The sequence below is a fragment of the Thauera sp. AutoDN2 genome (assembly GCF_051280715.1).
Lineage (GTDB): Bacteria > Pseudomonadota > Gammaproteobacteria > Burkholderiales > Rhodocyclaceae > Thauera.
This window is the reverse complement of the sequence record NZ_JBNCAR010000031.1, coordinates 1-13434: the sequence shown is the minus strand read 5'-3', so window position 1 is coordinate 13434 and position 13434 is coordinate 1. Positions and strand designations below refer to the sequence as shown.

12 protein-coding genes are annotated in these 13434 nt (G+C 62.8%); 6 read left to right on the top strand and 6 right to left on the bottom strand.

The features are described from left to right. Window positions 1-16 precede the first annotated feature (16 nt). The 5 genes from ACPT9U_RS14435 to ACPT9U_RS14415 all read left to right on the top strand — a co-directional run bounded on the left by ACPT9U_RS14435 (window position 17) and on the right by ACPT9U_RS14415 (window position 4835). Window positions 17-1417, top strand: a complete 1401-nt coding sequence (locus ACPT9U_RS14435) for a sensor histidine kinase (RefSeq protein ID WP_435751417.1) — start codon at window positions 17-19, stop codon at window positions 1415-1417. Between the two features lie 154 nt (window positions 1418-1571). Further along, window positions 1572-2162 (top strand): HupE/UreJ family protein, encoded by a 591-nt coding sequence (locus tag ACPT9U_RS14430; RefSeq protein ID WP_435751416.1) that lies wholly within the window; start codon window positions 1572-1574, stop codon window positions 2160-2162. 263 nt (window positions 2163-2425) lie between these two features. Next, on the top strand, window positions 2426-3229 hold the full coding sequence (locus tag ACPT9U_RS14425; protein WP_435751415.1) for an amino acid ABC transporter substrate-binding protein: 804 nt from the start codon (window positions 2426-2428) through the stop codon (window positions 3227-3229). A gap of 180 nt (window positions 3230-3409) precedes the next feature. Continuing rightward, a complete protein-coding gene (locus ACPT9U_RS14420; protein WP_435751414.1) occupies window positions 3410-4060 on the top strand; it encodes an amino acid ABC transporter permease in 651 nt (216 codons plus the stop codon). A 22-nt stretch (window positions 4061-4082) separates the two neighbouring features. Beyond that, window positions 4083-4835, top strand: a complete 753-nt coding sequence (locus ACPT9U_RS14415) for an amino acid ABC transporter ATP-binding protein (RefSeq protein WP_435751450.1) — start codon at window positions 4083-4085, stop codon at window positions 4833-4835. Window positions 4836-4885: 50 nt separating this feature from the next. Here the strand turns inward: ACPT9U_RS14415 and ACPT9U_RS14410 are convergent, their stop codons facing one another. The 5 genes from ACPT9U_RS14410 to ACPT9U_RS14390 all read right to left on the bottom strand — a co-directional run bounded on the left by ACPT9U_RS14410 (window position 4886) and on the right by ACPT9U_RS14390 (window position 9243). Next, a complete protein-coding gene (locus ACPT9U_RS14410) occupies window positions 4886-6574 on the bottom strand; it encodes a nitric oxide reductase activation protein NorD (RefSeq protein ID WP_435751413.1) in 1689 nt (562 codons plus the stop codon). Continuing rightward, entirely contained in the window at window positions 6558-7355 is a 798-nt protein-coding gene (locus tag ACPT9U_RS14405; RefSeq protein ID WP_435751412.1) for a CbbQ/NirQ/NorQ/GpvN family protein, read from the bottom strand. The genes ACPT9U_RS14410 and ACPT9U_RS14405 overlap by 17 nt, the downstream gene beginning before the upstream one ends. Before the next feature lie 61 nt (window positions 7356-7416). Beyond that, window positions 7417-8454 (bottom strand): aliphatic amidase, encoded by a 1038-nt coding sequence (locus ACPT9U_RS14400; RefSeq protein WP_435751411.1) that lies wholly within the window; start codon window positions 8452-8454, stop codon window positions 7417-7419. Between the two features lie 130 nt (window positions 8455-8584). Beyond that, window positions 8585-8998, bottom strand: coding sequence for a type II toxin-antitoxin system VapC family toxin (locus tag ACPT9U_RS14395; RefSeq protein WP_435751410.1), 414 nt, complete (start codon window positions 8996-8998; stop codon window positions 8585-8587). Next, window positions 8995-9243, bottom strand: a complete 249-nt coding sequence (locus tag ACPT9U_RS14390; protein ID WP_277079918.1) for a type II toxin-antitoxin system Phd/YefM family antitoxin — start codon at window positions 9241-9243, stop codon at window positions 8995-8997. The genes ACPT9U_RS14395 and ACPT9U_RS14390 overlap by 4 nt, the downstream gene beginning before the upstream one ends. 657 nt (window positions 9244-9900) lie before the next feature. Between ACPT9U_RS14390 and ACPT9U_RS14385 the strand changes: the two genes are divergently transcribed. Beyond that, entirely contained in the window at window positions 9901-11493 is a 1593-nt protein-coding gene (locus ACPT9U_RS14385) for an AAA family ATPase (protein WP_435751409.1), read from the top strand. A 965-nt stretch (window positions 11494-12458) separates the two neighbouring features. Here the strand turns inward: ACPT9U_RS14385 and ACPT9U_RS14380 are convergent. After that, window positions 12459-13145 (bottom strand): hypothetical protein, encoded by a 687-nt coding sequence (locus ACPT9U_RS14380; RefSeq protein ID WP_435751408.1) that lies wholly within the window; start codon window positions 13143-13145, stop codon window positions 12459-12461. Window positions 13146-13434 lie beyond the last annotated feature (289 nt).

Sequence of the window (13434 nt, the reverse complement as noted above, 5' to 3'; positions counted from 1 at the left end):
GACCGGAGACCCGATCATGTCCCAGGACGACAGCCCGACCCCGCCGCTGCAGCACACCGCCCACCCCGGCGAACTCGTCGGCGTGAGCGAGGACGTGTGGCTGGAGGTCATCGACAAGATGGACGAGGTGTACTCCGACCTGCTGCAGTACGAGGTCGCGCTCGAGCAGAAGAACGCCAAGCTCGAAGAGTCACAGCAGTTCATCTTCTCGGTGCTCACCTCAATGTCCGACATCATGCTGGTGTGCGACCGCAACGGCGTGATCCAGGACGCGAACCGCTCGCTCGAGGCCTTCTGCGGGCGCAGCATCGACGACCTGCGCGGCACGCCGATGATGGAACTGTTCGCGGATCCGCAAGCCGCCGCCGAGGCGCGCCGACGCCTGCTCGAACAAGGTCCCAGGGAAGTGCATGACTGCGAGCTGCCGCTGCGCGCGCGTGACGGCAGCGCCGTGCCGGTGTCGCTGAACTGTACGCCGCGCTTCAGCGCCGTCGGCAAGTCGCTCGGCATGGTCATCACCGGGCGGCCGGTTGGGGAGCTGCGTCGTGCCTACGAGGCGCTGCATCAGGCGCATGAAGATCTCAAGCGCACCCAGCAGCAGTTGCTCCATGCCGAGAAGATGGCCTCGCTCGGACGCCTGGTTGCAGGCGTCGCGCACGAACTCAACAACCCGATCAGCTTCGTCCTCGGCAACGTGCATGCGCTACGCCGCTACGCCGAGCGCCTCTCCGAGTATATCGGCCACATTCACGGCGGCGCCGGTGCCAAGGAGATCGGAGAGGCGCGACGTACGCTGCGCATCGACCGCATCCTCGCCGACCTGCCCTCGCTGATCGAGGGCACCCTCGAAGGCGCCGAGCGCACGCGGGCGATCGTCGACGGTCTGAAACGCTTCTCCGTGATGGACCGCGACGAGGCCGAAGACTTCGATCTGGTCGCGGTCATCGAGCGCGCAGTGCGCTGGGTGTGCAAGGCCGCACGCGAGAGCTTCCGCGTCGAACTCGCGTTACCGCGGTCCATACCGCTGCGCGGATCGTCCGGGCGCATCCAGCAGGTCGTCACCAACCTGATCGAGAACGCCTGGGACGCCGCCACCCAGGGCGACGGCCCGCCCACCCTTCGCATCGGCGCCACGCTCCGCGAGGGCCAGGTGGAACTGCGCTTTCACGACAACGGGCCGGGTATCCCCGAGGCGGTGATCGGCCGCATCTTCGACCCCTTCTTCACCACCAAGCCGGTAGGCAAGGGCACCGGGCTCGGGCTGTCGATCAGCTATGGCATCGTCGAGCGCCATGGCGGGCAACTGCTGGCCGAAAACGCCCCGCAGGGCGGCGCAGTCCTGGTGCTGACACTGCCCCTGGCTGGAACGCAGGACAAGGGCACACCTGGTCAATCGGCTGCCGGTGACGCCCAGTAACCGGAAAGCATTCGACCATCTCTTGAACACTGCAGGCACTGCAGCCTGCGGATTCCAGGTCCGACGCAGACCTGGCACGCATCTTGATAGCAATCATGCGTCCTCGCTGACTCAGCCTTGTTCTTCGACCGCACGCCGCAAAGGAATCACACTCATGCACGCCACCTGTCGCAACTTCGTCCGGCCGCTGACCCTCCTGGCCCTCCTCTCGGCTACCGCACCGGTATTCGCCCACCCTGGCCACGACGCTGCCAGCCTCGCAAGCGGCCTCTCCCACCCGATCGGCGGTCTGGACCACCTGCTCGCAATGCTGGCCGTCGGCCTGTTCGCCGCCCTCCAGCAGAAGCGCGCACGCTGGATGCTCCCTGCCAGCTTCGTGCTGGCGATGCTCGCCGGCGCAACCCTCTCGGCCCTCGCCATCGAATTGCCTGCAGTGGAAGCCGGCATCGCCGCCTCGGTGCTGGTCCTCGGCCTGCTGATCGCCTTCCTGGCCCGCCTGCCGCTCCCCGCCGCGCTTCCGCTGGTCGCCGGCTTCGCGCTTTTCCACGGCCATGCACACCACGCCGAAATGGGCGATGGCTCGGTGCTCGCGTACACCCTTGGCTTCGCCCTCGCCACCGCCGCCCTTCACCTGATCGGCTTTGCGCTCGCCCGACTCGTTCCGGACAGCGCGCTCGGCCGCACGGTGCTGCGCATCAGCGGCGGCGCCATCGCCGGCACCGGCGCCCTGCTGTTTGGCGCCTGAGACCGCCTTCGGGCGCCCAAAACCGGGAGCAGGGCCTCTCTCTCACCCCCTCGGCCAACCGGTCTTGCGCTCACCCGCCACCCGCTTCCACGGGTGGCGGGTTTCTTTTATGTCTGCACGCAGCCGTGGCGCAGTGGTTGCCCGATCACGGCTTCACGGGGAGAATCGCGCCTTTGCGTGCCGCGCCGCAGCGTACGGTCGGTTCACGGGCGCACGCCCATGCGGGTGCAGGCGCTCTTTCCCAGTCCTTTCCGAGTCGGATCATGAACAAATTCTCTTCCCTGCTGATGCTCTCCCTCACCGCCGGCGCCCTGCTGACCGGTTGCGGCAACAACGACAGCGCCCCCGCCGCGCAGTCCGCCGCCCCCGCGCCGGCCGCCCCGACGAAGATCGTCATCGGCCTCGACGACAACTTCCCGCCGATGGGCTTCCGCAACGAGAAGAACGAACTCGTCGGCTTCGACATCGACCTCGCCAAGGAAGCCGCCAAGCGCCTCGGTATCGAAGTCGAGTTCAAGCCGATCGACTGGAGCGCCAAGGAGGCGGAGCTGAACGGCAAGCGCGTCGACGCGCTGTGGAACGGCCTCACCATCACCGAAGAGCGCCGGAAGAACATCGGCTTCACCACCGCCTACATGGAGAACCACCAGATCATCGTGGTGCCGGCCAATTCGGCGGTGAAGACCAAGGCCGACCTCGCCGGCAAGGTCATCGGCATCCAGGACGGCAGCAGCGCGATCGACGCGGTGCAGAAGGACCCGATCGCGGCTTCCTTCAAGGAGCTGAAGAAGTTCGGCGACAACGTCACCGCGCTGATGGACCTGACCACCGGCCGCCTGGACGCCGTGGTGCTGGACGAGGTCGTGGGCCGCTACTACACCGCCAAGAAGCCCGGCGACTACGAGGTGCTCGACGACCACTTCGGCACCGAGGAATACGGCGTCGGCACGCGCAAGGACGACACCGAGCTGCTGGCGAAGCTGCAGAAGGCGATGGACGAGATGAAGGCCGACGGCAGCGCGGCGCGCATCTCCACCGAGTGGTTCGGCAAGGACATCATCAAGTAAAGCGGGCCGGGTTTGGCGGCTTGCGCCGCTCCTGCAGGAATTCATTGCTGCTGTAGGAGCGGCGCAAGCCGCGATCCCTTCCCCCCCTCCGCACGCGGGCTCGACCGCCGGACACTGCTCCCGCACCGCGCCGGCGCCTTCGCGCTCCCCACCTGCCCGCCGCTCGCCCGGCGCCCCGCCATGGACTACATCCTCAGCATCCTCGGCCCGCTCGCCGAGGGCTCGCTGGTCACGCTGCAGCTCTTCCTGATCACCCTGCTGCTGGCGGTACCGCTCGGGCTCGCGCTGGCGCTGGTGCGCATCTCGCGCTTCACCGCCGCCAGCCAGGCCGTCAACGGCTACATCTGGCTGATGCGCGGCACGCCGCTGATGCTGCAGTTGCTGTTCATCTACTACGCGCTGCCCTTCGTGCCGGTGATCGGCATCCGCCTGCCCGACTTCCCGGCGGCGATCGTGGCCTTCGCGCTCAACTACGCGGCCTACTTCGCCGAGATCTTCCGCGCCGGCATCCAGTCCATCGATCGCGGCCAGTACGAGGGCGCCAAGGTTCTCGGCTTTTCCTACGGCCAGACCATGCGCCGCATCGTGCTGCCGCAGGTGGTCAAGCGCATCCTGCCGCCAATGAGCAACGAGACCATCACCCTGGTCAAGGACACCTCGCTGATCTACGTACTCGCGCTCAACGACCTGCTGCGCGCCGCACGCGGCATCGTGCAGCGCGACTTCACCATCACGCCTTTCATCGTCGCCGCGGGCTTCTACCTGCTGATGACGTTGGTGCTGACCTGGTTCTTCCAGCGCCTGGAGAAAAGCCATGCCGTCTATGACTGAGGCCGCGTCGATGAGCGAACCGATGATCCTCGCCAACGGCATCCACAAGCGCTTCGGCGCCAACGAGGTGTTGAAGGGCGTTTCGCTGACGCTCGCGAAGGGCGAAGTGGTCGCGGTGATCGGCCCCTCGGGCTCGGGCAAGAGCACCTTCCTGCGCTGCCTCAACCACCTCGAGACCATCGACGCCGGGCGCATCGTGATCGAGGGCGACACCCTCGTCGACAATGACGCCCACGGCCATGCCCGCTACGTCGCCGACGCCGAGGTGCGCCGGATCTGTGCGCGCATGGGCATGGTGTTCCAGCACTTCAACCTGTTCCCGCACCTGACCGTGCTGCAGAACGTGATCGAGGCGCCGATCACGGTGAAGGGCATGAAGCGCGAGACCATCCTGCCCAAGGCCGAGGAATTGTTGAAGAAGGTCGGCCTCTTCGACAAGCGCGAGGCCTACCCCTCGCGCCTGTCCGGTGGCCAGAAGCAGCGCGTGGCGATCGCGCGCGCGCTGGCGATGGAGCCCGACATCATGCTCTTCGACGAGCCCACCTCCGCGCTCGACCCCGAGCTCACCGGCGAGGTGCTGCGCACCATGCGGCAACTGGCCGACGAGCGCATGACCATGCTCGTGGTGACGCACGAGATGGGCTTTGCGCGCGAGGTGGCGAGCCGGGTGGTGTTCATGGACGGCGGCGAGCTCATCGAGTCGCGCCCGGCGGCGGAGTTCTTCGCCCATCCCGAGCATCCGCGCACGCGGGCCTTCCTGGAAAGCATGCTGTAGCGGCCACAAAGGTGCGCCGTGTGCACGCATCGAGCGGGGACAACGCAGCATCAGCGCGTATCCGCCAGCTCCGCGTAGCTGCGCGCGAGCAGTGCGCCGAGTCGCGCCGGGTCGTCGACGATGCGGTAGCCGCCGTGGCCGAAGATGCGGCGCACATCCGCTTCGGACGCGCGGTCCAGGCTGAGGCAGAAGCAGCGCACGCCCTTGCGCCGCGCCTCCACCACCGCGTGCGCGGCGTCCTCCACCAGATGGCGGGCGTCGAACACGTCGATGTCGGAGGGTGCCCCGTCGGACAGCACCAGCAGCGTGCGTTGCGCGCTGGTCTCCTTTGCCAGCCACGCCGTCGCGTGGCGCAGTGCTGCGCCCAGGCGGGTGGACAAGCCCGGTCGGGCGGCACCCAGCACCGCTAGCGGGTCGGGCGGCACGGGCTGGCCGAACTCGAGCAGGCGCAGGTAGTTGACCGCTTGCCGACCGTCCGAATCAAAGCCGGCGACCTCCAGCCTGTCCTCTCGATCGCGCAGCGCCTCCATCAGCAGCGCGGCGGCCTCGCGTTCCAGATCCAGCACGCTGCGTCCGCAGGGCTGCAGGTCGGCGGTGGAGGCGGACAGATCGAGCAACAGCAGCAGGCTGGTGCGCGGCGCCGCGCGGCCATGGCGACGGAACAGGCGCGGATCGGGCGCCAGCCCCAGCCGGCGGTCGATGAAGACCTCGGTGGCAGCGTCCAGATCCAGTTCGTCGCCTTCCCACTGGCGGCGGATGCGCTGGCTGCGGTCGAGGCGGCGGCTGCACGCCAGCCGCAGCGGCGCGCGGGCGGGCCGCAATGGTGCACTGACAACGCCAGGCGGCACGGCGCGTTCGATCACGGTGCACCAGTTGTCACGGGCGCGGTCGAGGCGGTAGTGCCATTCCGGGTAGTCGTGGCGGGCGAGCTCGGGCAGCGGGGCCGGGCCCGAAACGCCCTCCGGCGCCTGCGGCGGCACGGGCTGGGGTTCGCCCTGCGGTGGCGGGCGTCGCAGCGTGGTTTCGGCCTGCTCGGCGTCGGCGCCCTGGGCCCACAGGTGGCTGTTGTCGTCGTGCCAGGGCAGCGGTGGAGCGTAGGTCTGCAGGTTCATGCGCACGCGCAACTGGCCGAGGTCGTTGGCCAGCACCGACACCACGTCGCGGAAGGCCTCGGCCTCATCGAGCCGCGCGGCTCGCACTTCGAACAGGGCGCGGCCCTTGCGCACCCAGGCGTTGTCGTCGTCAGCCTGCGGGTCGAGCAGAACGCGCTGCAGGCGGGCGACCAACGCCTCGAAGCCCACTTGCGGCAGTTCCGGCTGGCCGCGCAGCAGGCGGTGGAACAGGCGAACGAGGCCGGGGTGGCGGCGCATCAGCAGGCGGTCGACGCGCACGTCCTCGATGGCGCCGGCCAGCGCCAGGCTCATCGGCTTGCGGTTCCCTGTGGGCTGGCGGCGCGGGGAATGGCGCAGGTGGCCGATGGCGTGCAGGGTGGCGGCGAGGTGGAGGTCTTCGGCTGCCATGGCCCACTGCGGCGGCGCCTCGGGCAGCAGCAGGGTGGCGCCGTGCAGCACCGGGCGCGGCGCAGGGCCGTCCTGCGGGGGGCGTTCCAGCGCCTGCACGTCGCCGTCGTCGATGCCGAAGGCGTGCATCAGGTGGCCGAGGGCGGCCAGGCGCGGGGCGAGGCTGTCGGCGCCCGCCATCAGCCACCACGTCGCGGGCAGCTCAGAAGGCCGATTCAAGGAGGGCCCCCAGCGCCCGCTGCATGTCGGGGTCGTCGGTAATCGGGGCGGTCATCGCCATGCGGCAGCTGTCGATGGGCGGCAGGCCGTCGCGGATCAGCACGCCGGCGTAGATCAGCATGCGGGTGGAGATGCCCTCATCCAGCCCGCGCTCGCGCAGTCGGCGCGACTGGTGGGCGATATCGACCAGCCGCATGGCCAGTGCGCGGTCGATGCCGGCCTCGTGGGCGACGATGTCGGCCTCGGCCTCCGCGGCCGGGTAGTCGAACTCGAGCGCGGCAAAGCGCTGGCGGGTGGATTGCTTGAGGCTCTTGCTGTGGCTTTGGTAGCCGGGGTTGTAGGAGACGACGAGCTGGAAGTCGGGATGCGCGGCGACGATCTCGCCCTTCTTGTCCAGCGGCAGGATGCGGCGGCTGTCGGTGAGCGGGTGGATCACCACGGTGGTGTCCTGGCGCGCCTCGACCACTTCGTCCAGATAGCAGATGGCGCCGTGGCGCACGGCGGTGGTGAGCGGGCCGTCGTGCCAGCGCGTGCCCTCGGCGTCGAGCAGGTAGCGGCCGACGAGGTCGGCGGCGGTCATGTCCTCGTTGCAGGCGAGGGTGATCAGCGGCTTGCCCAGGCGCCAAGCCATGTATTCGACGAAGCGCGTCTTGCCGCAGCCGGTGGGGCCCTTGAGCACCAGCGGCAGGCGGTGGGCGTAGGCGTGCTCGTAGAGGGCGATCTCGTGACCGGTGGGGCGGTAGTAGGGCTCGGCGGTGAGGCGGTAAGGGGTGAGGTCCATGGCGTTCGTCCGGATGGGCGCACCCGACGCCCCGCGGGGCATCGGGCGGCCGAAGGGGCAATCAGCGATGGGCCGATGGCTGGTTGGGGATGCCCTCGATCGGGCATTCCGGCGTGCCCACGGTGGAACGGGTGATCGCTTCCACCTTCTTGCGCGTGCCTTCCGGGTCGTTGATCCACTCGCCGTAGAAGCTGTAGGGGCAGGCGGCGACGCCGGTGGGTTCCTCGCCGGAGTTGATCTTGCCGGTGTAGCCGCGGTGCAGCAGCTTGAAGAGGTGGTTCTGCGATTGCGCGTTCTTGCGGAAGTCGCGGATCAGGCTGGTGGAGAGTTCGGCGTACTGGATGCCCATCTCCTCCTCGCCGCATTCGCCCAGCGTGCGGCCGTCGAAGCCGACGATGGCCGAGTGGCCGAAGTAGGAATACACGCCGTCGAAGCCGGTGGCGTTGGCCACGGCCACGTAGCAGTTGTTCATCCACGCCATCGCCTTGGCCACCATCACCTGCTGGTCCTTGGCCGGGTACATGTAGCCCTGGCAGCGCACGATGAGTTCGGCGCCCTTCATCGCACAGTCGCGCCAGATCTCGGGGTAGTTGCCGTCGTCGCAGATGATGAGGCTGATCTTCATGCCCTTCGGGCCGTCGGACACATAGGTGCAGTCGCCCGGATACCAGCCCTCGATCGGCACCCAGGGCATGATCTTGCGGTACTTCTGCACGATCTCGCCCTGGTCGTTCATCAGGATCAGCGTGTTGTAGGGCGCCTTGTTGGGGTGCTCTTCATGGCGCTCGCCGGTCAGCGAAAAAACGCCCCACACCTTGGCCTTGCGGCAGGCGGCGGCGAAGATCTCGGTCTCCTCGCCCGGCACCGTGGCGGCGGTGTCGTACATCTCCTTGGGGTCGTACATGATCCCGTGGGTCGAATACTCGGGAAAGATCACCAGGTCCATGCCCGGCAGGCCCTGCTTCATGCCCACCACCATGTCGGCAATCTTGCGCGCGTTGTCCAGCACCTCGGCCTTGGTGTGCAGGCGCGGCATCTTGTAGTTGACCACCGCAACGCCCACGCAATCGGCGCTGCTCGAAATATCTCCGTGTCTCATGGATTGGGTCTCCCGGTGAGGCGGGTTGCAAAGGATGTGGCCTCATTGTCGGGAGGGTGGTGCGCTGCACAAATACGTTGTTTGACGTATCGGGCGCCAGGGAGGGACGACGCCGTTGAGAGATCTCGTGTCAGCTCGTCCAGGGGTTGAAGACCTCGACGGGCAGGCCCGCGAAATCCTTGGTGTTGCGTGTCACCAGTACCAGATCGTGTTCCAGGGCGGTCGCTGCGAGCAGGCTGTCGATCGTGGGCAGCGGTCGTCCGGCTGCGGCGACCAGACGCCCCCAGCGATCGGCCACTGCGCCATTGACGTCGAGGATGCGCCCGGTGAAGAAGGTGGGGAGATCCGTCTCGAGCCAATCGATCAGCGACTGCTTTCGAACTTCGTCCCCGACGCCTTCAATCCCCTTTCGGATTTCACCGAGCGTCAGCACGGAGAGATGCAGGGTGGCTGGCGGTCGCTGCGAAAACCAGGCGACCACGCCGGGGTCTGGAGACTTGCGCCGCAGTTCGGACAACACATTGGTGTCGATCAGGTAGCTCAAAACAAGACCTCGCGCGTCAGGCTCTGCTCGCGTTCGAGGGCGATGTCGTCTGTTCCGAACAAGGGTGAGCGTCGCATGAAGTCCACCAACGAGTCCTGCGCCTGTGACAACCGATCAAAAGTTTCGCGCGAGATCACCACTGCGACTGACTTGCCGTGCAGGGTGATGTCCTGGGGCTGGGTCTGGGCGCGCTTGACCAACTCCGACATGCGCGCCTTAGCTTCCTGCATCTGCCAAGTCTGCATTGTTTTGCCTCTCTTTCTGACTAGTATGGTCAGATTTTAGTGGCGGTCCGATCAATACTCAAGTCGCGACGCAGGCGCTTTCCCGGCATGGCCCCAGTAGAGCGGCTCCAGCATCTTCCTCAAGCGTGCCCACGATCTAGGCGGTGAGCGCCTCCGGACCCTTGCAGATGGTGTCCGGGTCGTTGAATCGCCCGCCGTCGGGGCGCTGTCTGCGGCGGCGTCGTTTGTAGAGTGATGCTCTGGGGCGCAGGCGGCGGGGTGTCGACCTCAGCCGACCTTGGGTCTGACGCCAACGTCGGGCGGCAATGCGTCGGTCACCGGCCGCTCACCTGTTTTCGGCGGTGAACGACCGCTTCCTGTGTCTGGCTATAGCCGGACCCGACCCAGACCGGGCATCCGAACTTCCCCGAAGCCGCCGCTGAGGCACGGTGGCCTTCTGTGAGTTTCGCTGCCACGAAGCTGCCGTTCGTGACCTCGCGACTCCGGCCAGTTGCTGCCGCTCAACATTTCCAAAACGCTGCTGCCAGAGCGACCGGTGACGCCCAAGAGCTGCCGAATAGCTTAGCCAAAGGACTCAGTGAGATCATTGGCACATTTACGCCTCCGAGTGCCAAGGGCTCAATGTAGAATACTGGCATGTTCTTGAGGGGGTAAGCCATGGCTACAAACATTCCGGGTATTGCGGAACCCATCGAAGGCGACGGTCCGATAGTGCTATTGGGCGCAAATGGGTCAGGTAAAACACGGCTAGCCGTTCAGTTGGCTCAAACCGGTACCGCGGAGTTCATTCCTGCCCTGCGGAATATCGCCATTCCAGACCAGATTCCAAACTGGACGCTTCAGACAGCGACGAACGAGCTGCAGAATCGTACGAATCAGCGGCGCAACTCATATTGGGAATTGGTCCCGGACATTGATGCACTCTTTGGCAAGTTATGGAGTTCGCATGCCGTTGAGGCAATGCGAGTCTACGACCATGTATTGCAGGGCGCTCCTCCTGGCGAACTCCCCGAGACTGTTCTAACCAAGACAAAAGAACTTTGGAAGGTGGTCTTTCCTGGAAGAACTATCACTTTCACTGACTTCACTGCGAAAGTTACTAACGACTATCTGGGTGCTGCCACCTACACTGCAAAGCACATGAGCGACGGTGAGAGAACCGGTCTATATCTCGCTGGACGGGTCTTTGATTCTCACCATTCATTGGTAGTGGTAGACGAACCGGAGACCCATTTCCACTCACGTCTTGCCGTGCGCTTTTGGGATGCACTTGAGAGCTTGTCACCATCAAAACGCTTTGTTTACGTCACGCATGATTTGAGTTTTGCACTGTCCAGAAGGGATGCCAAGATTATTCTTGTGCGTCCCAACCAGCCTCCGGAGTTAATGAATTCAGAAACCGGCCTTCCTTCTGATGACATAGCTTCGATACTAGGTGCGGCTTCGTTCTCCGTTTATGCGTCTAGGTTGGTGTTTTGCGAAGGGCGCGAAGAAAAGAGCCTCGATCAGGAACTGCTACGAGCTTGGTTCAATGATCGCGAGACTGCATTGATTCCTGTCGGAGGGTGCGACAGCGTAAAGCGTTGTACGGCAGCTTTTCAAACACGGTCGGTCGTCAGTGGATTTGTAGCAAGTGGAATTATTGACCGCGACCATTGGCCAGACGAGGTGCTTTCCAATTTGGAGAACGTGCATGTCTTACCTGTTCACGAAATTGAGAGCCTTTACGTTTTGAAGCCTGTATATACGGCAATTGCGATTCATGCAGGACACAAGCCTGAGACAGTGGATGGCTTGTACGCGAATGCATTTGCTAGTTTTAAGCAACAGATGTCAGGAAATCTGGCAAGCAAGCTCATTTGCGAGCGCTTCAAGGCCCGGTCATTGATGCTCATTGAACGAGCCTTCGCAACCAGAGTGGATTACAACGATAAAGAAGCCCTAAAGAATGTCCTCATCGCCGAGATACCCCGTACACAACCCGTTACAGAGCCTCAGACTATATGGAATGAGGAGGAGGCACGAGTGTCTGCCGCCCTAGCCACGGACGACCCAACTGTGTTCCTCAAGACACTTCCTGGTAAGCCACTGATCGGTCCCGCCGCAAGCAGTCTAGGTCTGACAAAGGAGCGTTACTGCGAACTTGTCAAGATTGGGCTTGGCGGTGCCTCTGATACTGCCTTTCAGGCACTACATGCAGCTCTAGACGCTGCATTGGCTCCCTACTTGCCTCCAAGACGAGTGTCATGATTGGACCATCGTAAGGGCTTTTTTTGGGTGACGACGGCTCCACTCCAAGAGCAGTCCTCCGATTCCGATACAGAAGCCGCCGCCCTGGCGACAGCTATGCGTGGATAGTTGTCATACAGACTGTACAGCACTATCTTGATCAAAGCACAGAGCGGCAGCGCAACGCTCACTGCACCGGTGCTGCTGAGTTCTCTAGTACATCAAATTGACGCCACAGGTATAATTTAGTCCTTATGCATATCTTCTAGGAAGTCATCTGATCGCCTGCCCATATTTGAACGTCGAATTTGCACAGAAAAGTCTAGAAAATTTATAGCATTCATCTCTCTGAATCTCGGTATGCATACAGCCAGAGGCAGAGATAGAATCTTAACCTCTCAGAGCATGATTCGATGGCGAAAAGAAATGAAGCGTGTTGGCGCTGTAAGTTCTGGCAGCGATATATCAACACGAGCCACCTTGGCTTTAAGGCCCCTGAGCGATGGGGTGGTTGCTACAGGAAAGCCCCAGCGCTTTGGATTGACGAAGAGGGAGTCCACCGTAATGCGTTTCCAGCGACCCACGGAGGGCAATGGTGCGGTGAGTTTGAAGTCAGTCCGTACGTCGATTACCGGACTAGCCTTCGCGATCTTGATTTAACGAGCCCTCAGTCTGCGGAAGGTTTGAGATCTGGCCCTCTTTCTGATGATCGGGTGAAAAGAGTCATCGACGCGTTGGAAAGTGCAGGCATTTACAGCATCTCCGACTGGTTAATGGTTGGAGAAAGCCAACTTCTCATGATCCCCGAAGTAGGTCGGAAGGCGCTGCATGTGGTCAAGAACGCTATCAGTCAAGAAATTTCGGACGGATTAGTAACTACAGCTACTCGATCGGAAAGCGTTGAGTTCGCTTCTCGATAAGACACTGCAGTCAGCGCTCCGTCGGACTTTCGGCTCTGTGAGCTAAGCTTTCAATAAGGCTAAAACCTATTTTTTGAATAGAAGTACAACCTTCGAGCCCTCGTAAAAATCAAGAAGCATAGCAGCAGATATATGATCCCTTAACTGCACTACCCTATATGAAAAGACTTCGGGATTGTTACCGTGTGCGGGTTGATCGGAGAATAGTGCCTCAGCAGCCACTCCCATTGAAGCAAGTGTATCGTTAAATTTGAGTGCTGATTCACCGTCTAGTGCAAGAAGAAATAGAGGAATAACTTGAATATCGGCTGTCCACTTCTCGCGAAAGTGGTGAAAGTGCAGCGCTCTCCCTATGTGGTCTAGGGCTTGATGAACTCTGTGCGTGTTTATACGCAACGCCATAGTTTCTTCAATCTTTCCCGTCGATGTGTCTTCCACACGGACAGGCCGTGGATGTTGCGTAATTAGTCTTGGAACAGCGGGATTTGAAGTGAAAGCCCTAGTGATCTTCGTTCTGATATGACTCGATGCAGTGACGTTGTTCTGAATGCCGAACACAAGGGCATACATAAGATACTCGTCATCTGCAGACTTCTCAGTGTTGTGAATTTCGCATGATGGAACGGTGATCAATTGCTTTCGCAGGTTAACCCCAGGCGGCAGATCCTTGGTTTTTGGGAAGAGTCCTCTCGGGGGGACGTGCTCGACCGACGTCTTGGGAGCGCTGCACATGTAACAGGTAGGTGTCGTCATGTTCAGAGTGTGAACTGCTGCTATTAACAAGGCCCTTGAATTCAAAGGCGGCGGGAAGCCTAAAAAACTCATCTATTCAAAGAAGTGCATGGAAGACAGACTGTATCTCGGCGTCTTTATTCAAGGGCCGGGTTAATAAGACGCAAGACGGGCACGCGATTATTCGGCGGGCGGCTCCGAGTACACGGACCAGGGCCATCGCATTCGAAAGTCATAACCGATGAATCCCCAGCATTTTCATACGGATATCGTCATCCCAGGCCGCCCGCTTGCGCTTGAGTCGCAGGCT